Raw genomic sequence first — 23,564 nt, forward strand, 5'->3', positions numbered from 1 at the left:
GACGTTGTCGGCAAGCAGAAAAGGTAGCACTAACCCTGACGAAACACGAGGCCCGAAGGGCGATTATCGGACGCGGCGGTGCAGCCCACCGCCGACCAGTAGCGCCAGCACCAGCAGCAGCGCGATAAACCCGCCGACGCCGTTCCAGCCGTAGCGGTGCCAGAACAGCCCGCCGAGCGTGCCCGCGAAGCTTGAGCCTAAGTAATAGCTGAACAGATAAAGCGACGACGCCTGGCCTTTGGCGCGTCGCGCCCGCGGGCCTATCCAGCTGCTCGCAACGGAGTGCGCCGCGAAGAATCCGGCGGAGAAGAGCAGCATACCCGCGAAAATCAGCCACAGGGATGAGAACAGCGTGAGGAGCAGGCCGCACAGCATGATGCCGGTAAAGCCGAGCATCACCGGGCCGCGGCCGAAACGCGCGGTCATCGCGCCCGCTTTCGGCGAGCTCCAGGTGCCGGTGAGATACGCGACCGACAGCAGGCCCACCGCCGCCTGGCTTAAGTGCCAGGGCGACAGCATCAGCCGGTAGCCGATGTAGTTAAACAGCGTCACAAACGCGCCCATCAGCAGAAAGCCTTCTGCGAAGAGCAGCGGCAGGCCGTCGTCGCGCCAGTGCAGGCGAAAGTTAATCAGCAGCGTGCGCGGGCGCAGCGACGAGGCGCGAAAATGGCGTGAGGCCGGAAGAATTTTCCAGAACATCAGCGCTGCCGCGAGCGCAAAGCAGCCGATAAACGCCATCGCCACACGCCAGCTGAAGAAATCGGTGATAACCCCGGTGAGCAGACGGCCACTCATGCCGCCAATTGAGTTGCCGCTGATGTAGAGTCCCATCGAGAATGCCACCATGCTGGGGTGGATCTCCTCGGAAAGATAGGTCATGCCGACGGCCGCCACGCCGCTCAGCGACAGCCCAATCAGCGCGCGCATCAGCAGAATGCCGTGCCAGCTGTGCATCATGGTGGCGAGCAGGGTGCAGATGGAGGCCAGCAGCAGAGCGGTGACCATCACGTTCTTGCGCCCGATAGCGTCGGACAGCGGCCCGGTGAACAGCAGCCCCACGGCCAGCATCCCCGTGGCGACCGAGAGCGAAATACTGCTGGCGGCGGGCGTGACGCCAAATTCCTGCGACAGCACCGGCAGAATGGGCTGTACGCAGTAGAGCAGGGCGAAGGTGGCGAGACCCGCGGAGAAGAGCGCGAGCGTGACGCGCATAAAGGCGGGCGTGCCGCGTTTGATATACGTTGCCGGCGCGGCAGTTACGGCATCGTCAGCAGCCTGCGCCGACGGGGCGCTGACGGTAGTGGTACGACTCACAGCATATCCTTACGTAATATCCCCGCGATTGCTGGCTGCGGGTGAGGCACACACGAAGAGTAGAAAGCTGCTAATCATCTGTCTAATATATTAATAATCTCAAATAATACATAATAAATATGAATATCGAACTGCGTCATCTTCGCTATTTTGTGGCGGTGGCGGAAGAGCTGCATTTTGGCCGCGCCGCCGCCCGCCTGAATATCTCCCAGCCGCCACTGAGCCAGCAGATCCAGGCGCTGGAAGCCCAGACCGGCGCACGGCTGCTGGCTCGCACCAACCGTAGCGTCACGCTCACGGCGGCAGGCAGGCAGTTTCTCGCCGACAGCCGCCAGATTTTAAGCGAGGTGGAAGCCGCGGCGGTGCGCGCCGCGCGCCTGCATAACGGCGAGACCGGCGAGCTGCGCATCGGTTTTACGTCATCAGCGCCGTTTATCCGCGCCATTTCCGACACGCTTTCCGTGTTTCGCCGTCGCTACCCGGATGTGCATTTACAGACGCTTGAGATAAACACCCGCTCGCAGATAGCGCCGCTGACCGAAGGGCGGCTCGATGTCGGGCTGATGCGTAACACCCCGCTGCCGGAGACGCTCGCCTGGCAGCTGGTGCTGCGCGAGCCGCTGCTGGCGCTCATCCCCTGCGATCATCCGCTCGCCGCGCGCGAGGAGGTGTCGATAAGTGAGCTGGCGGGCGAGCCGTTCGTCTTTTTTGACCCGCACGTTGGCACCGGGCTGTATGACGATATTCTCGGGCTGTTGCATCGCTACGGCGTGCAGCCGCGCATCACGCAGGAGGTGGGCGAGGCAATGACAATCATCGGCCTGGTGGCGGCGGGGCTTGGCGTGTCGATTCTTCCGGCGTCGTTTCAGCGCGTGCGGTTAGAGGAGATGCGCTGGGTAAAACTGCGCGAGCCGGACGCAATTTCAGAAATGTGGCTGGTCTGGGCGCGGCATCAGGAGCAAAGCGCCGCGGCACAACGTTTTATTTCTCTGCTTAACGGGGCCGCGCAATGGCCGGAAAAGGCCGCCGATCTGCATAAAAATGTGCGGTAAATCACAAGGCTAAGTAAAAATTTGACGCGCCCTGGCGAAGTGATTCACCATAGCCGAATGTTTATTTCGAAGCGCGAAAATAAGGGAGCAGGACGTGGTTGCTGACAGTCAACCGGGCCATATCGATCAGATAAAACAGACCAATGCGGGCGCTGTCTATCGCCTGATTGATCAGCTTGGCCCGGTATCACGTATCGATCTTTCCAGACTGGCGCAACTCGCCCCCGCCAGCATTACCAAAATCGTGCGCGAAATGCTGGAGGCGCATCTGGTTCAGGAGACGGAAATCCAGGAGCCAGGCAGCCGTGGTCGCCCCGCCGTAGGGCTCGCGGTGGAAACCGACGCCTGGCACTACCTTTCGGTGCGCATCAACCGCGGTGAAATCAACCTCGCGCTGCGCGATCTCAGCAGCAAACTGGTGGTGGAAGAGCAGCTCGATCTGCCGTTGCAGGAGGCCCGCCCGCTGCTCGATCGCATTATCGACCATATCGATCGCTTTTTTATCCGCCATCAGCGCCAGCTGGAGCGCCTCACCGCCATCGCCATTACGCTGCCTGGCGTGATTGATACCGAACACGGGCTGGTGCGCCAGATGCCGTTTTATGATGTCGTTGATATGCCGCTTGGCGCGGCGCTGGAGGCGCACACCGGCGTACCGGTGTTTGTTCAGCATGACATCAGCGCCTGGACGATGGCCGAAGGGCTGTTCGGCGCGTCACGCGGCGCGCGTGATGTGATTCAGGTGGTTATCGATCATAACGTCGGCGCGGGCGTCATTACCGACGGCCGCCTGCTGCACGCGGGCAGCAGCAGCCTGGTGGAGATTGGCCACACGCAGGTCGATCCTTACGGCAAGCGCTGCTACTGCGGCAACCACGGCTGCCTTGAAACTATCGCCAGCATCGACAGCGTGCTGGAGCTGGCGCAGCAGCGGATGAATCAGTCGATGGGCTCGATGCTGCACGGACAGCCGCTTAGCGTGGAATCGCTGTGCGACGCGGCGCTGGCGGGCGATCTGCTGGCGCGCGATATTATTTTCGGCGTCGGCGTTAACGTCGGGCGCATTCTCGCGATTATGGTCAATCTGTTTAACCCACAAAAAATTCTGATTGGTTCGCCGCTTAACCGGGCGTCCGATATTCTCTTTCCGGCGATTGCTGACGCCGTTCGCCAGCAGTCGCTGCCCGCCTACAGCCGGAACATCAGCGTGGAAAGCACCCAGTTCCCAAACCGCGGCACGATGGCGGGCGCAGCGCTGGTGAAAGACGCGATGTATAACGGTTCGTTGTTGATTCGCCTGCTGCAAGGCTGACGACTTTCCCTTGATCCACTAAAAATTGCGCTAACTCAAGCTGACCCTGAAAGTCTTCTTTTAGACTTTTGCCACTGGATCATTCTTTTTAACACAATGGCAGATGGAGTCAGCGATGCTTAAGCGCGTCTTTATTACCGGTACAGATACCGCCGTCGGGAAAACGGTGGTTTCCCGCGCCCTGTTACAGGCGCTGGCCGCCACCGGCAAACGCGTGGTGGGCTATAAGCCGGTGGCGAAAGGCAGCAAAATGACGCCGGAGGGGCTGCGCAACAAAGATGCCCTGGTGCTGCAAAGCGTCTCTTCCCTGACGCTGCCGTATGAGGCCATCAACCCCATCGCATTTAGCGAAGAAGAGAGCAGCGTGGCGCACAGCTGCGCCATTAACTATTCGCTGCTGTCAAACGGCCTCGCGCAGCTGGGTGAGCAGGCGGATCACGTGGTGGTGGAGGGCACAGGCGGCTGGCGCAGCCTGATGAACGATTTACGCCCGCTTTCCGACTGGGTGGTGCAGGAGCAGTTGCCGGTGCTGATGGTGGTGGGCATTCAGGAAGGGTGTCTGAACCATGCGCTGTTAACCGCGCAGGCGATTGCGAGCGACGGTCTGCCGCTGGTGGGCTGGGTGGCGAACCGGATAAATCCGGGGCTTGCGCATTACGCCGAAATTATCGAGGTGTTAAGCCAGAAGCTGCCTGCGCCGCTGGTTGGCGAATTACCGTATCTGCCGCGCGCCGAGCAGCGCGATTTAGCGAAGTGGGTGGATGTGACGCGGCTTGGTGCAACCGACCCATTGCGCGCCGCGGTGTGAGTGGTTTTATGGCGGGTGCGCTGCGCTTACCCGCCCTACATTATTCTCCCGCCGTCTGTTCCATAAGGCGGGTGCGCGGTGCTTACCCGCCCTACATTATTCTCCCGCCGGCTGTTCCATAAGGCGGGTGCGCGGTGCTTACCCGCCCTACATTATTGCCCACCGTCTGTTCCGTAGGGCGGGTAAGCGGAGCGCACCCGCCGTTTTACTCACCCTTCGTGAATATTGAGCGCCCGTCGCGTACGCCCGGAGCTGAGATAATCGGCGATATAATCCTGTGAAATCTCACCGCTGTAACGGCCGTCTTCATCCACGATCGGCATCCAGACCGTGTTGTGCTCGTAAAGACGTGATAACACCACGCGCAGGTTATCTTCCGCTTTACCGGTCACGCGGAACGGGTGGGTGATATCGGCGCAAACGCCCGTTGCGCCGCGCGCTTCGCGACGCTTCACAAATCCCAGCGGCTTCTCGTTCTCATCCACCACCGTCACGGAACGCATATCGTTGTCGTCCATCAGCGCGAACGCCTCTGCAAGCGGCGTCGAGCTACGCACTGTAATCGTCGGCTGTTTGTCGGTCACATCGCCCGCCTGAATCAGCAGCAGGCGTTTCAGCGTACGATCCTGGCCCACAAAAGAGCCGACAAACTCGTTGGCCGGTTTCGCGAGCAGCTCGTCGGGGCTGGCGCACTGAATGATTTTCCCCTGGCGGAACACCGCGATGCGATCGCCAAGCTTCAGCGCTTCATCGATATCGTGGCTCACCAGCATCACCGTTTTCTTCAGCTGGCGCTGCATCTCCAGGAACTGATTCTGGATAACCTCGCGGTTAATCGGGTCGACCGCGCCGAAAGGCTCATCCATCAGCAGCACAGGCGGATCCGCCGCCAGCGCGCGAATAACGCCGATACGCTGCTGCTGACCGCCGGACATCTCTTTCGGGTAGCGGTTGAGGAAGCGTTTCGGATCCAGCGCCACCATCGCCATCAGCTCGGTTGCGCGTTCCTTGCAGCGCGCTTTATCCCAGCCCAGCATCCGCGGCACCACGGTGATGTTCTCTTCAATCGTCATATTCGGGAACAGGCCAATCTGCTGAATGACGTAGCCGATATTGCGGCGCAGCGTGACGGTATCGAGATCGGTTGTGTCTTCGCCGTTAATAAAAATCTTGCCGCCGGAGGGCGCGATCAGCCGGTTAATCATCTTCAGCGTGGTGGTCTTGCCGCAGCCAGACGGGCCGAGCAGCACGCACATTTCGCCTTCCGGCACGTTCAGGTTGACGTTATCGACGGCGTTAAACGTCTGGCCGTTCTTCTGCACAAACTGTTTGGTGAGGTTTTCAAGTTTAATCATTAGCGGATCCCCTTCGGCGTCAGCACAACCTGCAGGCGGTGCAGTAACCAGTCCAGAATAATGGCCAGTAAACAGATCATCAGCGCACCGGCGATAAGCATACGAATGTCGCTCCCGCCAATGCCGTTAAGCAGCAACAACCCCAGACCGCCCGCGCCGATAACGGCGGCGATCGCCATCACGCCGATATTCATCACGACCGCGGTACGAATGCCGCCGAAAATCACCGGCAGCGCCATGGGAATTTCCACCCAGCGCAGGCGCTGCCAGAACGTCATACCGATACCGCGACCGGCTTCGCGAAGCCCCGGCGGCAGGCTGTCGAGCGCGGTGTGCGTGTTACGCACGATCGGCAGCAGCGAGTAAAGAAACACGGCGGTAATGGCGGGCAGGGCGCCGATGCCCTGGCCTATCAGCGAGAAGAGCGGGATCATCAGCCCGAACAGGGCGATGGACGGAATGGTCAGCACCAGCGTCGCCAGCCCCAGCACCGGTGTGGCGAGCCATTTATGGCGCACAATCAGAATGCCGAGCGGCACGCCGATAACAATCGCAAAGCCCACCGCCAGCAGCACCAGCCACAGGTGCTGGAATGTGAGGCTCGCCAGAAAACCGGCGTTATCGATCATATAGTGAATGGTATCCATCATCCCTCCTTAAAGCAGACCTTTGTCGCGCAGGAAGTCGCGGGCGACCTGCTGCGGCGTCTGGTGAGCGATATCCACCTTCGCGTTCAGCGTGGTGATGGTCTCGTTATCCATCAGGCCGGAGATCGTATTCAGCGCCTCCTCAAGCCCCGGATTCGCCGCCAGCGTATCCTTACGCACGACAGGCGTAACGGCGTAGCTTGGGAAAAAGCCCTTATCATCTTCCAGCACTTTTAAATCGAAGCCTTTCACGCGCCCGTCGGTGGCGTAGACCAGGCCTGCATCCACAAAGCCGTCGCGAATGGCGTTATAGACCAGCCCCGGGTCCATCTGGCGGATCTGCGGGCGGTCGAGCGGCATGTTGTACGCCTGTTGCAGCGGTTTCATGCCGTCACTGCGCCCGTAAAACTCCAGGTCGAGCGCCAGCATCCAGTTGTTATCCGGGTCGGTTTTGCGCACCTGTTCGACTTTCTGCGCCAGCTGCGAAATCGTCGAAATATGCTCCTCTTCGGCGCGCTTGCGCTGCATCGCGAATGCGTAGGTATTGTTCATGCTGGCGGGTTTCAGCCACACCAGCCCGAGCTTCGCGTCGAGCTTTTTCACCGTGTTATAGGTTTCCTCGGGCGTCATTCGCTTGTTGATATGGTTGAAGATAATCAGCGACGTGCCGGTGTACTCCCAGGTCATGTCCACCTGTTTGTTGATCATGGCGTTGCGCGAAATTACCGTCGCGATATTGGTGCGCGGCTCCACCTGAAAACCTTTCTTTTGCAGGTAAAGCACGGTCATGGCGGAGAGAATATGTTGCTCGGTAAAGCTCTTGGTGGTCAGCACCAGCGGCGCGGCGCGGGCGGCGGTCGTGGCCAGCAAGAGGCCCGCGGCGGCGAAAGCCAGCCAGCGATTCAGCAGGGTCATCGGAAGCTCCTTATCATCAGGCGGTATGCGGGCTGAGCACGCGGCCAAGTGCTGCGAGCGCCATATCCAGAATCAGCGCGAACAAGGCCGTGGCGGCGGCGCCAAGAATGAGCGTCGGAAAATCGTTCAGATAGATGCCAGGGAAAATCAGCTCGCCGAAGCTGCTCGCGCCGATAAGAAAGGCCAGCGGCGCGGTGCCGACGTTAATGGCGGTGGCGATGCGAATGCCGGAGAGCATCACCGGCCAGGCATTCGGCAGCTCCACCTGCCACAGCCGCTGGCCTTTGGTCATTCCAATGCCGTTGGCGGCTTCAATCAGCGAGCCCGGCACCGAGCAGAGCCCGGCGTAGGTGTTACGCACAATTGGCAGCAGAGAAGCCAGAAACAGCGCCACGATAGCGGGTTTATCGCCAATGCCGACCACCACCATCGCCAGTGCCAGCACCGCCAGCGGTGGCAGGGTATTGCCGACGTTAAAAATCTGCATCGCGTATTCCGCAAAGCGGCGCGCGGCCGGACGGCTTAACAGAATGCCGCTCGGGATACCGACGGCGAGCGCCAGCGCCATGGAGCTGAACACCAGAATCAGGTGCTGTTTACCCAGATAAAGCAGATCTTCGCGGCGGGCGGCGAGGGTCTCGGGGCCGATGCCCCAGACCAGTAAGGCAATAACGGCCGCGAGCCCGGCGAGCGCCCCGATGGCGCGTAAAGTCAGTGAGGCTTTCTGCATGAGGCGTTGTCTCCCTGGTGCACGTTTTATGGCGATGAGGCTCGCCTGTTGTTATGCCGTGTGTCGGCAGGGTGTATTGAGCTATAGCAACCGGGCGGGAAGGATTCCACATTACGTGACATTTATCTGGCGAATGATTTACCCGGGCAATTAACGATTTTCCCTTATCCCGCCTCGCTTCGCGGGCGCGACAGAGAATTATCTTAAAAGGCAGGCGGGGGAAGTGACGCCGTAACAAAACGGGCATCTATAGCGAAAAAATCCCGGCAAGACGCGCAGTTATGATAGCGTCAGAAAAAACTGAAACCAGAAAGTGGAACGTAAAACGATGGGGCTGTTGATTAAAGCGCTGCTCGGCGCGGCGGTAGTGGTGCTAATAGGCATGCTGTCGAAAACCAAAAATTACTATATCGCAGGGCTTATCCCGCTTTTTCCGACGTTTGCGCTGATTGCCCACTATATAGTCGTCACCGGGCGCGGCGTGGAGGCGCTGCGCACCACGGTGATTTTCGGTATGTGGGCCATCATTCCTTATTTTGTCTATCTGGCCTCGTTGTGGGTGCTAAGCGGCATGGTTAAAGTGCCGCTGGCGCTCGGCGGCGCGGTCGCCTGCTGGTGCCTGAGCGCCTGGCTGCTGATTGCGCTCTGGAGCCGCTTTCACTAACGGTAAAGCGTTTTTTGTGAAACCGGCATCAGCAGCCCGCTGCGCCAGTGGGTAAGCGTCGCACGAGTCAGCTCGCCCAGCGCCTCGTAAAACGGATGTTGCGCCTGCGCGCAGAACACCTCCAGAAAGCGCGGCGCGAAGGGCAGCAGATGCCAGGCCAGCAACTCATCGAGCTCGCGGGTTTTTCCCTGTTCCGCAAGCCAGGCCGCCAGCAGCAACAGCAGACCGATATAATCCGCGGGTTCATTTAGCGGCGTTTCAAAGGCGATGGCGTTGTCACGCAGCCACCCCTGCAGCGCAAGCGTGGAGTCGCCAAACAGCACCGACTCGCGATCGAGCCAGACCGATCCCCACGGCGGCGCGGGCAGCGCGTGCGGGCCGATAAAGAGCCGCTGCCACGCCTGCGCCAGCGTTTCGTTCCCGCTGTTCAGCGTGTAAAACCCGGCCACGCGCGCGCTATCAAACCCGCAGGGCCATTCGCGTTCCCAGCCCGGCACACGCAGCGCGTCCACAATGGCGCGCGCTTCGGGCGCCTCGGGCGAGTAATAAAAGAGCGCGCCCAGAATGCGGGCGCAACAGGCGATATCCGTTAATTTTTCTTTCACTGCGTCACTGTCCTGAAAAAGCCGGGCGGCGTCGCCGCCCGGAGATTACCCCGCAACGGCCATACCGACCGTCATGTGCAGCCCATAAAAGAGGCCGCGACCGATAAGTTCGCCTGCCAGTACCAGCGCAAACCCTGCCGCCAGCCCCCACGGGCGCGGCGGAACGCGGCGCACCAGCGGGCAGAGCCAACAGCCGATGCCGAGCGCCAGCAATACCATGCGCCACGCCTGCCAGAAGCCGTAATCCGGCAGCAGGGCGCTCGCCTGTTGTACGGAGCTGTGAATGCCCGCAAGGCCCGCGCTCTGCATCAGCGCCGCCGCGACGCTTATCACCAGTGCGAATACGCTTACCATCGCGAACTCCCGCGGGCCCGCGACGCCCGCGACGGCGAGCAGAAGCGCGCCGAGCAGCGGCCCGCCGAGAAACGCCGTCAGGAAAAAGCCGAGCGTGGTATAGCCGTTATGCCAGGTCGGCACGGTGTTTATCTGATAAACGCGGGTCATCGCGAAGATAAACAGCACGCCGAGCGCCATCGCCACGATAAGCCAGATTTTCCCGAGCGCGTCGGGCATTTTCCCGAGCACCGCCACCAGCCACCACAGCCCACCGACCGCGAAAAAGAGCGATCCGCTGGCGATTTCATTACTGAGCGGTGAGTGCCCGAGGCGGTTCAGTGAATTAAACGCGCGCAGCGGCGAGCCGAGATGCATCACCGAGGCGAGAAAGGCGATGCCCATCAGCACCCAGAGTAAAAACATGGCGCGCACCATGCGCGGGCGTTCATCCTTAAGGCCTGTAAACCACGCCAGCCCGGTGACGATAAGCCCGCCCACCACGCACTGGCCGAGCACGGTGAATAGCACCAGCGGCCATTCATGCCATCCGCTTCCCATTTCAGACCTCCTTCGGATTCGCCAGTTTGCCGGTGGTGTCACCGGTCGGGCGGCTGTTTGCATTGGGTTTAATCACAATATTCGGGCGGGTAAAATGCGCGGCGGGCAGCGGCGCGACCTGCGCCAGCGAACCGTACTTTTTACGCAGTTCGTCAATCGGCGCCATATCCAGCGCGCGCAGCGGGCAGGATTCGACGCAAATCGGTTTTTTGCCCTCAGCGATGCGTTCATAGCAGCCGTCGCATTTAGTCATATGCCCTTTGGCGGCGTTGTACTGCGGCGCGCCGTACGGACAAGCCATATGGCAGTAGCGACAACCAATGCAGACCTCTTCATTCACCACCACAAAGCCGTCCTCGCGCTTGTGCATCGCACCGCTGGGGCACACTTTGGTGCAGGCCGGATCTTCACAGTGGTTACAGGCTATTGAGAGGTAATAAGCGAAGACGTTCTGATGCCAGACGCCGTTATCCTCCTGCCAGTCGCCGCCCGCGTATTCATAGATGCGGCGAAAGCTGACGTCAGGGGTGAGATCTTTGTAATCCTTGCACGCCAGCTCGCAGGTTTTACACCCGGTGCAGCGGCTGGAATCGATATAAAAGCCGTATTGTGTGGTCATCGGAACTCCTTACACCCTGGCAAGCTGAACGAGATTGCTGTGCGACGGATTGCCTTTCGCCAGCGGCGAGGGCCGTTGCGTGGTCAGCACATTGATAGAGCCGGCGTGATCGACGCCTTCGGCATCAGGCTGGTACCACGCGCCTCCGCCCAGCGCCACGACGCCCGGCATAATACGCGGCGTCACTTTCGCCTCGATGCGCGCTTCACCCCGCGCGTTCCAGACCCGCACCAGGTCGCCGTCGTTAATGCCGCGCGCCTGCGCATCCTGCGGGTTTATCCAGACTTGCTGGCGACACGCGGCCTGTAACACGTCCACGTTGCCGTAAGTCGAGTGGGTGCGGGATTTGTAGTGAAAACCGGTGAGCTGGAGCGGGTACTGCGCGCGCAGCGGGTCGCTTACTTGTTCAAAACCGGGGCTGTAGACCGGCAGCGGATGAATGACATCGCCTTCCGGCAGCTGCCAGTGCGTGGCGATGTCGGCAAGCGCCGACGAGTAGATCTCGATTTTACCGGAGGGCGTGTCGAGCGGGTTGGCAGCCGGGTTTTCCCGGAAAGCCTGATAGGCGACGTGATGGCCCTGCGGATCACGAAGCTTAAAGATCCCCTGTTGGCGGAACGTGTCGAAATCCGGCAGTTCCGGGATCGCGCGCCGCGACTGCGCGTAAAGGTGACGCAGCCAGCCTTCCTGAGTACGGCCTTCGGTGAAGGTGTCGCCAACACCCATGCGCACGGCGAGCGCGCTGGTAATGTCATAGATAGTGCGGCACTCAAAGCGCGGCGCAATCGCCTGATCGGCGAAAATTACGTAGGCCATATTGCCGCAGGAGGCGTCGAGCGCGAAATCCATCTGCTCCGACGCGGTGCAGTCCGGCAGCAGGATATCGGCATAGCGCGCCGAGGCGGTCATATGGCAGTCGATCACCACAATCAGCTCGCACTTTTTGTCATCCTGCAAAATTTCATGGGTGCGGTTGATCTGCGAGTGCTGGTTGATAAGACAGTTACCGGCGTAGTTCCAGATCATCTTAATCGGCACGTCGAGCTTCTCTTTGCCGCGCACGCCGTCGGCGGTGGCGATCATCGACGGGCCGCGCTCGATGGCGTCGGTCCAGGTGAACATCGAGATGCTGGTCTCAACCGGGTTTTGAAGCGTCGGCATCCGTTCGAAAGGGAGTGAAAACGAGCCTTCGCGCGCGCCACTGTTGCCGCCGTGAATGCCGACGTTCCCCGTAAGGATGGGGAGCATCGCTATCGCGCGGCAGGCCAGCTCGCCATTGGAATGGCGTTGCGGCCCCCAGCCCTGCGCGATAAACGCTGGTTTCGCCTCGCCGATTTCACGGGCGAGTTTGATAATGCGTGCTTCGGGAATGCCGGTGATGGGGGCGGCCCAGGCGGGCGTTTTGGCGGTGCCATCCGGCCCGTCGCCGAGAATATACGCCTTATAGTGGCCGTTCGCTGGCGCGCCGGGCGGCAGCGTTTTCTCGTCATAGCCAACGCAGTAATTATCCAGGAAAGGCTGATCGACATAGTTTTCAGTGATCAACACCCAGGCGATCGCGGACGCCAGCGCGGCGTCGGTGCCGGGGCGGATCGGGATCCACTCATCCTCGCGTCCGGCGGTCGTGTCGGTATAGCGCGGATCGATGACTATCATTCGCGCCTGCGATTTCACGCGCGCCTGCTCAAGGTAATACGTCACGCCGCCGCCGCTCATGCGGGTTTCGCCGGGGTTATTGCCAAACAGCACCACCAGCTTGCTGTTTTCAATATCAGACGGGCTGTTGCCGTCGGCCCAGCCGCCATAGGTGTAACTAAGGCCGGCTGCGATCTGCGCGCTGGAGTAGTCGCCGTAATGGTTAAGATAGCCGCCGCAGCAGTTCATCAGCCGGGCAAGCAGCGTTTTCCCCGGCGGCCAGGAGCGGGTCATGGTGCCGCCGAGCGTGCCGGTGCCGTAGTTAAGGTAAATCGCCTCGTTACCGTAGTCGCTGATGATGCGCTTCATGCCCTGGGCGATGGTGTCCAGCGCCTCATCCCAACTGATGCGCACAAATTTGCCTTCGCCGCGTTTGCCGACGCGCTTCATCGGGTATTTCAGGCGGTCCGGGTTGTAGACGCGTCGTCGCATGGAGCGGCCACGCAGGCAGGCGCGCACCTGGTGCAGCCCGTCGTAGTCATCGCCGCCCGTGTTATCGGTTTCGACATAGCGGATTTCGCCATTCACCACATGCATACGCAATGGGCAGCGGCTGCCGCAGTTGACGGTACAGGCGCTCCAGACGACGCGCTCGTCCGGCGCGCTGATGGCCTGCCCGACGGCGGCGGCCACCTGTCTGACCCCGAAGGGCAGGGAGATGCCGCCTGCCGCGAGCGCCAGACCGCCAAGCGCGGTGGATTTCACCAGCGTGCGGCGGCTGATCCCGACCGGATTATCGGTATTTGACATTACTCACTCCTTGTCTCCGCAAAAGAGACGCAATGTGTTTTCTGATTGTGGTTTTGTTTTTATGGTCGGCCTGCTTGCCCGCGTTTCAGGCGACGCCAGAAAGGCAAGAGACAGGTGGCGACAGGTGCGACGATGAAACCGGATTGCAGAAAAGTAGATGGCTAACGATTAGCGCAGGGAAGAGTTTTACTCATAACGGAGTAGAAAACGTTAACGAGGGTCAATAGATGTGGCGTATGGAAGGCGGGAAATAAAAAAGGGGCCGAAGCCCCGTGTGCGGTTATTGCGGTTCGCTGGCCGCGCCCTGCGACGTTCCGCCGCCGCTGGCGTTGCCGCTTTGAGTACGGGTGTAGAGAATTTTCTGCGTATCGTTCGCGCAATGTCCGACCACCTGCGCATCCGGCTGGTCAGCCTGGTCATTAGGAACGATAGTTAACGTAAATCCGGTTTCCGGTACGCCATTATTAATGATGCGCTGTTCAATATCGGCTTTAACCCGTTCACAGGAGTTTTGCGCGGCGCTGACCGGTAATGTCGCAGCCAGCAGGAGGGCGCCTGCCCAGTAACGTTTTTTCATTAACGGCTCCTTATTGACGTAAAACAGATGTAGTAAGCATAGCAGTTGTTATATATATCACTGACTTTTCAGATATCATGCCGCTTTTGGCGAGGCCGCAGAAGGATAATAAAGACGTGAAAAACTACGTGACGGTAATGATGGTAACGCTTGTGCTGACCGGCTGCGATAAGCCGGACGCGCTCGCGCCGTTCAGCCCGGAGATGGCCAGTTTCTCAAGCGAGTTTAATTTCGATCCGCTACGCGGCCCGGTAAAAAACTTCACTCAGAAGCTGATTAACGACAGCGGCGAGGTGGAGACGGAAGTTAACGGCACCCTCTCGCAAGAAGGGTGCTTCGAGACGCTGAATTATTCCGACAAACCGAGTAACAGCCATCTGGCGCTGGTGCTGGACGCTAATTACTATCTCGACGCGATAAGCCGCGAAAAGCGTATCCGTTTACAGGGCAAATGCCAGCTGGCCGAGCTGCCGGCGGTGGGCATGGTCTATGAAACCAACGATCGTGAATTTGTTGTGAAAGGGCACACGTCCGAAGTATCAACCACCTACCGCTACGATGATGAAGGCTATCCGCTCGGCAAAACCAGCAAAACCAAAGACGCTGAACTGTCGACCGTCGCGACGCCGAGCGATACGCGTAAAAAACATGACTACACCTCGGTGACAACGCTTAACAGTAAAGTGATCGATACGGCGAAACAGAGCTGCGAATATGACCGCCATCTCAACCCGTCAAGCTGCGTACTGGAAATCACCGACGCCAGCGCGACGCCGCCCGTGCTGCATAAATTCACCATTCAGAACGAAATCAATTATTACTGACAGGCTGTTAACACGAAGGTGAGAAAAGCGCAGGCAATCCTGCGCTTAAATATTACTGCGCGGTGGGTTTCAGCAGCGTCGTCCCGGCGGGTTTGAGGTTCGTCAGGTACTGATGCTGGAAAATACACATGCGGATGGTGTTGCGGTACTCGCCATTAATAAAGAATTCATGGATAAGTTCGCCTTCAACCATAAAGCCGAGCTTGCGGTAAATATGAATCGCTTTGGCGTTCTCTTTATCGACGATCAGATAGAGCTTATAGAGATTCAGCACCGTAAAGCCGTAATCCATCGCCAGTTTTGCCGCACGGCTGGCGAGGCCTTTGCCCTGATGCTCCGGTGAAATGATTATCTGAAATTCAGCGCGGCGGTGGACATGGTTAATCTCCACCAGCTCCACCAGGCCTGCTTTATCGCCGTCACACTCCACCACAAAGCGGCGTTCGCTCTGGTCGTGGATATGTTTATCGTAGAGATCGGAGAGTTCGACGAACGCTTCATAAGGCTCTTCGAACCAGTAGCGCATGACGCTGGCGTTATTGTCGAGCTGGTGGACGAAACGCAAATCTTCACGTTCCAGCGGGCGCAGTTTGACATCAACGTAGTCTGACATCGTTCATCCTTTTATGCGCGGGAAATACCGGCCCCCGCTGTGCGGGAGCCGTGATACAAAGAGGGTTTACGGATTAATGACGCGGCCGGTGCGGCGGTCAAGACAACGCAGGGTGTTGGGCTCCCAGTAGGCGTTCAGATTCGCGCTTTTCTCGCAGTTGTCTTTGGCGTCGAACGCGACATCTGCTTTATCCCACTCTTTTTCGGTACGCTTGTTCACTTTCTGGCGTAAAGAACGGGTGTCATTCCATTGCTCTTTATCCATCGCGGCATCCTGGCGGGTCCGCGCGTTATCGCCAGACTCAATAATCAGTTTATCGGTTTGCGCGTTAGCGACGCCTGACAGCGCGCCGGTCAGCAACGCCAGCAGCAGTGAGTGGCGAAGGAATTTGTTCATAGCGATATCCTTAAGAAGCGGTTCTTGTCGTGAAGCCGACACGCTTTACTATATCATCGTGCGCGATTTGCGCACAGCGGCAGCGATTGCCGATATTACCTCAATGAGTCTCAATATGATTAAAACCACTTTGCTGTTTTTTGCCACCGCGCTTGCGGAAATTATTGGCTGTTTTCTGCCGTGGCTGTGGCTGCGCAAAGGGGCGAGCGTGCTTTTACTGCTGCCAGCGGCGCTGTCGCTGATGCTGTTCGTCTGGTTGCTCACGCTACACCCTGCGGCGAGCGGGCGGGTGTATGCCGCTTATGGCGGCGTCTATGTGATGACCGCGCTTATCTGGCTGCGCGTCGTCGACGGCGTACGCCTGAGTCTCTACGACTGGGCAGGGGCGGCGGTCGCGCTGTGCGGCATGTTGATTATCGTCGCCGGCTGGGGCCGCGCCTGACGCGCTTCTGATTTCACCTGACTTTTCTGGTAACCGCGCTTCACGCTTTGTGAAGCGTCGCGCATTTTTCCGCCAAATCAATTTGTATGGTAGTTAAGTTAGTTGAGCGTAATGCGTACAAATTACGCATCGTTGTTACACAAAAGGAAGGATGCATGAAGATCAGTAAAGCGGAAGTGTTTGTCACCTGCCCGGGGCGCAACTTCGTGACGCTTAAAATCACCACCGATGATGGCCTGACGGGGCTTGGCGACGCCACGCTTAACGGGCGCGAGCTGTCCGTCGCCAGTTATCTGCGCGATCACCTCTGCCCACAGCTGGTAGGGCGCGACGCGCAGCGCATCGAGGATATCTGGCAGTTTTTCTACAAAGGCGCGTACTGGCGGCGCGGCCCGGTAACGATGTCGGCGATTTCCGCCATCGACACGGCGCTGTGGGATATCAAAGCCAAAGCCGCCGGAATGCCGCTGTATCAGTTGCTTGGCGGCGCGTCGCGCGACGGCGTAATGGTGTACTGCCACACCACCGGCCACACCATCGATGACGTGCTGGAGGATTACGCGCGCCATAAAGAGCAGGGGTTTAAGGCGATCCGCGTGCAGTGCGGCGTGCCGGGCATGAAAACCACTTACGGAATGGCGAAGGGCAAAGGGCTCGCGTATGAACCCGCCACCAAAGGCCAGTGGCCGGAAGAGCAGCTCTGGTCTACTGAAAAGTATCTCGATTTCACGCCAAAACTCTTTGAGGCAGTGCGCGAGAAATTTGGCTTTAACGAACACCTGCTCCACGACATGCATCACCGTCTGACACCCATCGAGGCGGCGCGTTTCGGTAAAAGCATTGAGGATTACCGTCTCTTCTGGATGGAAGATCCGACGCCTGCTGAAAACCAGGCCTGTTTCCGGCTTATCCGCCAGCATACCGTGACGCCGGTTGCGGTCGGCGAAGTCTTTAACAGCATCTGGGACTGCAAACAGCTTATCGAAGAGCAACTGATTGACTACATCCGCACCACGGTGACCCACGCGGGCGGGATTACCGGCATGCGCCGCATCGCCGATTTCGCCGCACTTTATCAGGTGCGTACCGGTTCGCACGGGCCGTCGGATCTCTCACCCATTTGTCACGCCGCCGCGCTGCATTTCGATCTCTGGGTGCCGAATTTCGGCGTGCAGGAATATATGGGCTATTCAGAGCAGATGCTGGAAGTTTTCCCGCACAGCTGGTCGTTCGACAACGGCTATATGCATCCGGGCGAGAAGCCGGGGCTCGGCATTGAATTTGATGAAAAGCTGGCGGCGAAATACCCCTACGATCCGGCGTATCTGCCGGTAGCCCGCCTTGAAGACGGCACGCTGTGGAACTGGTAACCCTGCATCACCGCGGCGTGCCGCGGTGACAATAATAAAAAACCTCCGGACCCTACCTATGAAAATTAAACACTTACGCTGGTATATGATAGGCCTGGTGTCGCTGGGCACGATTATCAACGCGCTGGCGCGCAGCTCGCTCAGCGTCTCGGCCCCGACGCTGTTCACCGAACTGCATATCAATGAGCAACAATACGCCTGGATTTTAAGCGCCTTTCAGTTCGCCTATACGCTTGCGCAGCCGCTCTGCGGATTCTTTATCGACGTGGTGGGCTTAAAGCTCGGCTTTTTCATTATGATCATCGCCTGGTCCGTGACCAACATGGCCCATGCCGCCTGCAACTCGTGGGGCGGGCTGGCCTTCCTGCGCGGGCTGATGGGGCTTAGCGAAGCCTCGGCGATCCCGGCGGGGGTGAAGTGCAACTCCGAATGGTTTCCGGCGAAAGAGCGCGGCATCGCAGGCGGTGTGGCGAATATCGGCACGTCGATTGGCGCGATGCTGGCGCCGCCGCTCGTAGTGTGGGCCATCATGGCTTACAACTGGGAAATGGCGTTTGTCATCACCGGCGCGCTCGGGCTTGTCTTTGCCGTTATCTGGTGGTTTGGCTATGAATCCCCCGCGCGCCATCGGGCGCTCAGCACGGAAGAGGCGCGGCTCATCGAAGAGGGGCAGGAGAAGCACCTGGAAGCCGACGGCAGCAAACCGTCGGTGATGCAGATCCTGCGCCAGCGTAACTTCTGGGGCATCGCGCTGCCGCGCTTTCTGGCTGACCCTGCCTGGGGCACGATTAACTTCTGGCTGCCGGTCTACCTGATGACGGTGCGGCATATGCCGCTTAAAGATATCGCGCTGTTTGCCTGGCTGCCGTTTCTGGCGGCGGATTTCGGCGGCATGGCGGGCGGCTTTCTCAATAACTTCATGATGAAGCGCTGGAATATCTCGACCATTAACGCGCGGCGTATCGGGTTCAGCACCGGCGCTGTGCTGATGCTGCCGCTCTCGCTGGTGGGGTTTGTGGAGAGCGCCTATGTGGCGATAGCGCTGGTTTCCGTCTGCGCCTTCGCCCACCAGATGCTCTCCACCCAGGTGATTACGATGGCGACCGATCTCTTCCGGCGCAATGAAACGTCTACCGTCAGCGGTTTCGCCGGTACCGCGGGCTGGACCGGGATTTTCATCTGCACGCTTATTATGGGCGGTCTGGTCAACACCGTCGGCTACAACCCGTTCTTTATTATTCTGAGCCTGATGGATATCGTCGGCGCGATTATCCTCTGGACGTTCGTCAAAGCGCGCGTGGCGGATAACCTGGCCGCGAAGCCTGTTACCGTCTGATCGTTCCCCTGATTTTCTCCGGCAAAACGTAAAGCGTGATAAAAATCACGCTTTACTACCATTCTAGTTAATGTAGTTATCAAAAGCTGTCGTAAATCATAAAGCGTACCGGTGTGAAGCGTAGGCTTTATACAAATTTCTTTATTTATCAAACGAGTCACGACCATGGAAAATACGCTGCTTCACGCCCACGCCATTCTCCCGACCTATCACCGCGACGCGCTGGTCGCCCGTATTGTGCATCTGGGTTTTGGCGCGTTTCACCGCGCGCACCAGGGCGTTTACGCCGATATTCTTGCCGCAGAGCACGGCAGTGACTGGGGCTATTGTGAAATTAACCTGATTGGCGGCGAGCAGCAGATCGCCGATATTCGCCGTCAGGATAATCTCTATACCGTGGCGGAGATGTCCGCCGACGCCTGGCACGCCCGCGTGGTGGGCGTGGTGAAACAGGCGCTGCATGCGCAGGTGGATGGCCTGGAGGCCGTCTTCGCCGCGCTGTGTGAGCCGCAGGTGGCGATTGTCTCGCTCACCATTACGGAAAAAGGCTACTGCCATTCCCCCGCGACGGGCGAGCTGATACTGGATCATCCGCTTATCGCCGCCGATCTCGCGCATCCTGAAACGCCGTCATCCGCCGTTGGGGTGATTGTGGAGGCGCTGGCGCGCCGCAAAGCCGCCGGGCTTGCGGGGTTCAGCGTGATGTCCTGCGACAATATGCCGGAAAACGGGCATGTAGCCCGTAACGTTGTAATGGCGTTCGCCCGCGCCGTAAATACCGAACTGGCGGCATGGATTGAAGAGAACGTGACTTTTCCGTCCACGATGGTGGACCGGATTGTGCCAGCGGTGACGCCGGAAACGCTCGATAAAATCGCGCAGCTGACCGGCGTGCGTGACCCGGCGGGGGTGGCCTGTGAACCGTTCCGCCAGTGGGTGATTGAAGATAATTTTGTGGCGGGCCGTCCGGCGTGGGAAAACGCGGGGGCGCAGCTGGTACGCGATGTGGTGCCGTTTGAGGAGATGAAGCTGCGTATGCTTAACGGCAGCCACTCGTTTCTGGCGTATCTCGGTTATCTGGCGGGGTATCAGCACATCAACGACTGCATGGAAGATACGAATTATCGCCGCGCCGCGCAGGCGTTGATGCTTAACGAACAGGCACCGACGCTCCGCGTGCAGGGCGTTGACCTGGCGCGTTACGCGGATCGGCTGATTGAGCGCTACAGCAATCCGGCGCTGCGCCACCGCACCTGGCAAATTGCAATGGACGGTAGCCAGAAACTGCCGCAGCGCTGGCTCGATTCGCTGCGCTGGCATCAGGCGCACAACAGCGCGGCGCCGCTGTTGACGCTCGGCGTGGCGGGCTGGATGCGCTACGTGAGCGGCGTGGACGAGCAGGGGAAGGCGATTGAGGTGTGCGATCCGCTGTTAAACGTGATTCAGGAGGCCGTTCGCACCAGCGAAGAGGGTGACGCGCGGGTAAAAGCGTTGCTTAGCATTCGGGAGATCTTTGGCGACGATCTTCCGGCGCGAACAGAGTTTGTGGCGCAGGTGACGCAGGCGTATCAGCTTCTTCTTGATAACGGTGCCAGAGCGACCGTGGCGCAGTATATGAAAGCGGGGTGTTGACGGGTTATTAAAGGTGGTGGGTACTGGTGGGTGCGCTGCGCTTACCCACCCTACGAAAACCCATCGAGTTTGTTATTTGTAGGGCGGGTAAGCGCAGCGCACCCGCCATCAGTGAACCTTAACGCGTTGTAGGGCGGGTAAGCGGAGCGCACCCGCCGTTCACCAGTCTTGCACCCGCCGTTCAACAACACCCGCCCGAACTATTAATGCATACCCAAACGAATCAACTCGACCGGCTCGAATTTCCCTTCGCAACCTTCCACTTCGACGGTACGGCCACGGCGAATTTGTTCCGGCGTCATGCCGTCGCCGTGAATCGCTTTAATCACGCCGGTCTGCCCGGTGGTGCTGATCATGACACGGCTGCCTGTGGTAATCGCGTTACGGTTGCGATCGTAGGTCATCATGGTGATATCTCCTCTGAATAGTTGGGAATGATCCAGACGAGCCCCATTTTAAAAATCACAACCTGAAAAACGTTAATCTCGATCAAAAACAAGGCATTTGTGTGATGAATATCACGGCCCGCAACTACTCGCCTGCGGGCCCGTTACGCACGATCTTCCCGCTCGCGATATCAATATCGATATTCGCCACCACCGGTGCGACTTCAGGGTCGGCCGCGCCGCGACATCCCGCGCGGGTGTGATCCTCACGCACCAGCAAACGGTAAATGCCGCCGTCCTGCGCGTTCTCATAGAAAATACACTGGCCGTTGGGGTTGAGCTGCAAAGAGACGGTGCGGGTTACACGGGCCAGCGAGCTTTCGCTGATATCCTCACGCCAGGCGTCGCCTGCGCCTGTGGGGTGCAGCGCTGCTGACTCCAGCCAGCCTTTCACGATGCGCCCGTCCTTACCGTACCACGTCGCCTCGCTGAACCCAGGCAGCGTGCGGCCCAAGCTCACCGTATCACCCGCCACCAGAAACGCCTGCTGGCTGCGGCACCGGGCGTCAGGCGCGGTATAAAAGAAATGTCGGCCGCTGCCGGTGACTTCGTAGCGGTTGGCGTTCTCCGGGATACTCTGCGTATCGTCCATCTCACGAAGACGAGCGGCGCAGATGCCTTCTGGCCGGAGCGTGTCTTGCTGCATTTTGAGCGCCGCGGTTTCCATCCAGCCGGTCGCCACGCGCCCTCTGCTGTCGCGATAGCTCACCCAGGCGAACGGGCGCGTTTTATCATCCGCGCTCTGGCTGTCACCTTGAGAAAGACGAAACACCTGCACGGCGTCGCCCGGCACCAGAAACGCGTCAAGGCGGCATTCCGGTGACGGCGCGGAATAAAAATGCGCGCGCGGCGTGGCGGTGACGGTACTTGCCGACCACGTAAAATCCGCAGTGGCCGTGGCGATAGCCTCGCTCTGAAGACAATCGGCCAGCAGCGGTGAAGAGAAAAGGGCGCAGCCTATAAGCAGTAATGCGCGCATTACATATCCATCCCTGAGTGGGTTAGCAACGCCGCGCGGTTACTCTTCGGTAAACCAGTCGCGGTTTTCCTGGCGGATCAGCAATACGGATTCGCTGATCTCCTGCAAATGCAGGCGCATGGCGTCGTCGGCGGCCTGCGGGTCGCGGCGCTCCAGCGCGTGAAAAATATCATTATGCTGGCGCAGCAGCATTTCCGGCGGAGAGACGTGATCGAGGCTCATATAGCGCACCCGGTCGATGGTCGCTTTAATGTTTTCCACGGTGTCCCAGGCGAGCTGGCAGTCGGCGACCTGCGTCAGGCGGTGGTGAAATTCGTCGTCGAGCTGAAAAAAATCGCTCAGCTGTTTGCGATCGATAGCCGTGCGCTGCTGGTTAAGGTTTTGCTCAAGCTGATAGAGATCCGCGTCAGTCACCATACCCGCCGCCCGTTGCACCACGGCCCGCTCAATGGCCTGGCGCACAAAGCAGCCGTTACGCACCTGGCGCAGCGAAATCTTATTCACAAAACTGCCGCGCTGCGGGCGGATCTGAATCAACCCGTTTTCAGCAAGCTTAATAAACGCCTCACGAACCGGCTGGCGCGACACGTCAAAGCGCACCGAGACTTCCTTTTCAGAGAGCGGCGTGCCTGGCGGGATCAGACAGTGCACGATATCGCGGCGCAGGATGCGGTAAATCTGTTGGCTCACCGGCTGGGTCGGGTTGAGCGGAGTTTCAGCGGCCATTCTTTTGTCTTAATTTGCGGGTAACTGCGGCAATTTAACATTAATTGCCCACCCCGCCCAGCCTGGACGGGGAGAGGGCATAAGGACATTACTGGCGGTGTACGCTAAGCCCGGCGAAGCTCTGGCTCACCGGCATCATCTCGACGGTGTTGATATTGACATGCGGCGGGAGCGTCGCCACCCACCAGACCGCTTCGGTCACATCGTCCGGCGTCAGCGCGGTGGTATTTTCGTAGGTTTTACCCGCTTTATCGTCGTCGCCTTTAAAACGCACGTTGGAGAATTCAGTGCCGCCCACCAGGCCCGGCTCGATATCCGTCACGCGCACGGCGGTGCCGTGCAGATCGGTACGCAGATTGAGGCTGAACTGGCGCACAAACGCTTTGGTCGCGCCGTAGACATTGCCACCCGCGTAAGGCCAGCTGCCCGCCGTGGAGCCGATATTAATGACGTGACCGCGGTTACGCTCAACCATGCCGGGCAGCACCGCGCGGGTCATATAGACCAGGCCTTTATTGTTAGTGTCAATCATGTTTTCCCAGTCTTCGACGCTCGCTTTGTGCGCGGGCTCAAGCCCCAGCGCCAGCCCGGCGTTGTTGACCAGCACATCGATATCGCGCCACTCCAGCGGCAGGCTGCTGATGGCCTCTTCGATCGCCGCGCGATTGCGCACGTCCAGTTGCAGTGTCAGCACGCTTTCGCCAAGCTCATCCTTCAGCGCGTCGAGGCGCGCCTGGCGGCGGCCTGTCGCGATGACTTTATGACCGTTCTTCACAAACCGGCGGGTAATGGCTTCGCCAAACCCGGCCGTCGCACCGGTAACCAGAATAATCATCTCGCTGTTCCTCAAGGCTTTTTCAGAG

At 59.2% G+C, this 23,564-nt stretch carries 25 protein-coding genes; 9 read left to right on the forward strand and 16 right to left on the reverse strand.

What is annotated here, in order from left to right; genetic code table 11:
• Positions 1 to 63 precede the first annotated feature (63 nt).
• The gene (gene ynfM, locus CSK29544_RS14995; protein ID WP_007896034.1) at positions 64 to 1,314 is read right to left on the reverse strand and encodes a multidrug efflux MFS transporter YnfM/SxtP(Kp); all 1,251 of its coding nucleotides are present in this window, start codon (positions 1,312 to 1,314) and stop codon (positions 64 to 66) included.
• A 119-nt stretch (positions 1,315 to 1,433) separates the two neighbouring features.
• Between ynfM and ynfL the strand changes: the two genes are divergently transcribed.
• The 3 genes from ynfL (at position 1,434) to bioD (ending at position 4,486) form a co-directional block, all read left to right on the forward strand.
• Positions 1,434 to 2,366 (forward strand): multidrug efflux transcriptional activator YnfL/SxtR(Kp), encoded by a 933-nt coding sequence (gene ynfL, locus CSK29544_RS15000; protein ID WP_007896032.1) that lies wholly within the window; start codon positions 1,434 to 1,436, stop codon positions 2,364 to 2,366.
• A 94-nt stretch (positions 2,367 to 2,460) separates the two neighbouring features.
• On the forward strand, positions 2,461 to 3,678 hold the full coding sequence (gene mlc / locus CSK29544_RS15005) for a sugar metabolism global transcriptional regulator Mlc (RefSeq protein WP_007896030.1): 1,218 nt from the start codon (positions 2,461 to 2,463) through the stop codon (positions 3,676 to 3,678).
• Positions 3,679 to 3,793: 115 nt separating this feature from the next.
• Positions 3,794 to 4,486 (forward strand): dethiobiotin synthase, encoded by a 693-nt coding sequence (gene bioD / locus CSK29544_RS15010; RefSeq protein WP_029039123.1) that lies wholly within the window; start codon positions 3,794 to 3,796, stop codon positions 4,484 to 4,486.
• 209 nt (positions 4,487 to 4,695) lie between these two features.
• Here the strand turns inward: bioD and osmV are convergent, their stop codons facing one another.
• The 4 genes from osmV to osmY are packed head-to-tail and all read right to left on the reverse strand — an operon-like array spanning position 4,696 to position 8,133.
• Positions 4,696 to 5,841: an osmoprotectant ABC transporter ATP-binding protein OsmV gene (gene osmV / locus CSK29544_RS15015; RefSeq protein ID WP_004387233.1), complete on the reverse strand. Its 1,146-nt coding sequence runs from the start codon at positions 5,839 to 5,841 to the stop codon at positions 4,696 to 4,698.
• Complete coding sequence (gene osmW, locus CSK29544_RS15020; protein ID WP_004387234.1) at positions 5,841 to 6,488, reverse strand: osmoprotectant ABC transporter permease OsmW; 648 nt, start codon at positions 6,486 to 6,488, stop codon at positions 5,841 to 5,843. The genes osmV and osmW overlap by 1 nt, the downstream gene beginning before the upstream one ends.
• 9 nt (positions 6,489 to 6,497) lie before the next feature.
• Positions 6,498 to 7,403 carry an osmoprotectant ABC transporter substrate-binding protein OsmX gene (osmX, locus tag CSK29544_RS15025; protein WP_007901453.1) on the reverse strand — a complete coding sequence of 302 codons (906 nt, stop codon included), beginning with the start codon at positions 7,401 to 7,403 and terminating at the stop codon, positions 6,498 to 6,500.
• 16 nt (positions 7,404 to 7,419) lie between these two features.
• Positions 7,420 to 8,133 (reverse strand): osmoprotectant ABC transporter permease OsmY, encoded by a 714-nt coding sequence (osmY, locus tag CSK29544_RS15030; RefSeq protein WP_004387236.1) that lies wholly within the window; start codon positions 8,131 to 8,133, stop codon positions 7,420 to 7,422.
• 328 nt (positions 8,134 to 8,461) lie between these two features.
• Here osmY and CSK29544_RS15035 point away from each other — a divergent pair, with 328 nt between their 5' ends.
• A complete protein-coding gene (locus CSK29544_RS15035; RefSeq protein WP_004387237.1) occupies positions 8,462 to 8,797 on the forward strand; it encodes a GlpM family protein in 336 nt (111 codons plus the stop codon).
• Here CSK29544_RS15035 and dmsD read toward each other — a convergent pair.
• The 5 genes from dmsD to CSK29544_RS15060 all read right to left on the reverse strand — a co-directional run bounded on the left by dmsD (position 8,794) and on the right by CSK29544_RS15060 (position 13,937).
• The gene (gene dmsD / locus CSK29544_RS15040; protein WP_007901451.1) at positions 8,794 to 9,402 is read right to left on the reverse strand and encodes a Tat proofreading chaperone DmsD; all 609 of its coding nucleotides are present in this window, start codon (positions 9,400 to 9,402) and stop codon (positions 8,794 to 8,796) included. The two genes, CSK29544_RS15035 and dmsD, sit on opposite strands and share 4 nt — an antisense overlap.
• A 45-nt stretch (positions 9,403 to 9,447) precedes the next feature.
• Complete coding sequence (locus CSK29544_RS15045) at positions 9,448 to 10,296, reverse strand: DmsC/YnfH family molybdoenzyme membrane anchor subunit (protein WP_029039122.1); 849 nt, start codon at positions 10,294 to 10,296, stop codon at positions 9,448 to 9,450.
• Between the two features lies 1 nt (position 10,297).
• Complete coding sequence (locus CSK29544_RS15050; RefSeq protein ID WP_007867979.1) at positions 10,298 to 10,915, reverse strand: DMSO/selenate family reductase complex B subunit; 618 nt, start codon at positions 10,913 to 10,915, stop codon at positions 10,298 to 10,300.
• A 9-nt stretch (positions 10,916 to 10,924) separates the two neighbouring features.
• Positions 10,925 to 13,360, reverse strand: coding sequence for a dimethylsulfoxide reductase subunit A (gene dmsA / locus CSK29544_RS15055; RefSeq protein WP_007901444.1), 2,436 nt, complete (start codon positions 13,358 to 13,360; stop codon positions 10,925 to 10,927).
• Positions 13,361 to 13,640: 280 nt separating this feature from the next.
• On the reverse strand, positions 13,641 to 13,937 hold the full coding sequence (locus CSK29544_RS15060) for a DUF1161 domain-containing protein (RefSeq protein ID WP_007867972.1): 297 nt from the start codon (positions 13,935 to 13,937) through the stop codon (positions 13,641 to 13,643).
• A gap of 116 nt (positions 13,938 to 14,053) precedes the next feature.
• Between CSK29544_RS15060 and CSK29544_RS15065 the strand changes: the two genes are divergently transcribed.
• Positions 14,054 to 14,761 (forward strand): YnfC family lipoprotein, encoded by a 708-nt coding sequence (locus CSK29544_RS15065; RefSeq protein ID WP_007901440.1) that lies wholly within the window; start codon positions 14,054 to 14,056, stop codon positions 14,759 to 14,761.
• 52 nt (positions 14,762 to 14,813) lie between these two features.
• Here CSK29544_RS15065 and speG read toward each other — a convergent pair whose 3' ends face one another.
• Positions 14,814 to 15,374 carry a spermidine N1-acetyltransferase gene (gene speG, locus CSK29544_RS15070; protein ID WP_004387243.1) on the reverse strand — a complete coding sequence of 187 codons (561 nt, stop codon included), beginning with the start codon at positions 15,372 to 15,374 and terminating at the stop codon, positions 14,814 to 14,816.
• Between the two features lie 66 nt (positions 15,375 to 15,440).
• Positions 15,441 to 15,770, reverse strand: coding sequence for a DUF1283 family protein (locus CSK29544_RS15075; RefSeq protein WP_004387244.1), 330 nt, complete (start codon positions 15,768 to 15,770; stop codon positions 15,441 to 15,443).
• Positions 15,771 to 15,885: 115 nt separating this feature from the next.
• On the opposite strand from CSK29544_RS15075, the gene CSK29544_RS15080 reads away from it, so the two are divergent.
• From CSK29544_RS15080 to CSK29544_RS15095, 4 genes are all read left to right on the forward strand, one after another.
• The gene (locus CSK29544_RS15080) at positions 15,886 to 16,212 is read left to right on the forward strand and encodes a YnfA family protein (RefSeq protein ID WP_004387245.1); all 327 of its coding nucleotides are present in this window, start codon (positions 15,886 to 15,888) and stop codon (positions 16,210 to 16,212) included.
• Positions 16,213 to 16,367: 155 nt separating this feature from the next.
• The gene (manD, locus tag CSK29544_RS15085; protein WP_004387246.1) at positions 16,368 to 17,582 is read left to right on the forward strand and encodes a D-mannonate dehydratase ManD; all 1,215 of its coding nucleotides are present in this window, start codon (positions 16,368 to 16,370) and stop codon (positions 17,580 to 17,582) included.
• A 58-nt stretch (positions 17,583 to 17,640) separates the two neighbouring features.
• Positions 17,641 to 18,918, forward strand: a complete 1,278-nt coding sequence (locus CSK29544_RS15090) for an MFS transporter (RefSeq protein WP_007901437.1) — start codon at positions 17,641 to 17,643, stop codon at positions 18,916 to 18,918.
• Between the two features lie 165 nt (positions 18,919 to 19,083).
• The gene (locus tag CSK29544_RS15095; protein ID WP_029039121.1) at positions 19,084 to 20,550 is read left to right on the forward strand and encodes a mannitol dehydrogenase family protein; all 1,467 of its coding nucleotides are present in this window, start codon (positions 19,084 to 19,086) and stop codon (positions 20,548 to 20,550) included.
• A gap of 203 nt (positions 20,551 to 20,753) precedes the next feature.
• On the opposite strand, the gene ydfZ is transcribed toward CSK29544_RS15095, so the two are convergent.
• The 4 genes from ydfZ to ydfG form a co-directional block, all read right to left on the reverse strand.
• Positions 20,754 to 20,957, reverse strand: coding sequence for a putative selenium delivery protein YdfZ (gene ydfZ / locus CSK29544_RS15100; protein ID WP_007867949.1), 204 nt, complete (start codon positions 20,955 to 20,957; stop codon positions 20,754 to 20,756).
• A gap of 124 nt (positions 20,958 to 21,081) precedes the next feature.
• Complete coding sequence (locus CSK29544_RS15105; protein ID WP_007901434.1) at positions 21,082 to 21,975, reverse strand: hypothetical protein; 894 nt, start codon at positions 21,973 to 21,975, stop codon at positions 21,082 to 21,084.
• A gap of 39 nt (positions 21,976 to 22,014) precedes the next feature.
• The gene (locus tag CSK29544_RS15110) at positions 22,015 to 22,701 is read right to left on the reverse strand and encodes a GntR family transcriptional regulator (RefSeq protein ID WP_007901433.1); all 687 of its coding nucleotides are present in this window, start codon (positions 22,699 to 22,701) and stop codon (positions 22,015 to 22,017) included.
• An 88-nt stretch (positions 22,702 to 22,789) separates the two neighbouring features.
• Positions 22,790 to 23,536, reverse strand: coding sequence for a bifunctional NADP-dependent 3-hydroxy acid dehydrogenase/3-hydroxypropionate dehydrogenase YdfG (gene ydfG / locus CSK29544_RS15115; RefSeq protein ID WP_007775248.1), 747 nt, complete (start codon positions 23,534 to 23,536; stop codon positions 22,790 to 22,792).
• Between the last annotated feature and the right edge of the window lie 28 nt (positions 23,537 to 23,564).

Source organism: Cronobacter sakazakii (assembly GCF_000982825.1).
GTDB lineage: Bacteria > Pseudomonadota > Gammaproteobacteria > Enterobacterales > Enterobacteriaceae > Cronobacter > Cronobacter sakazakii.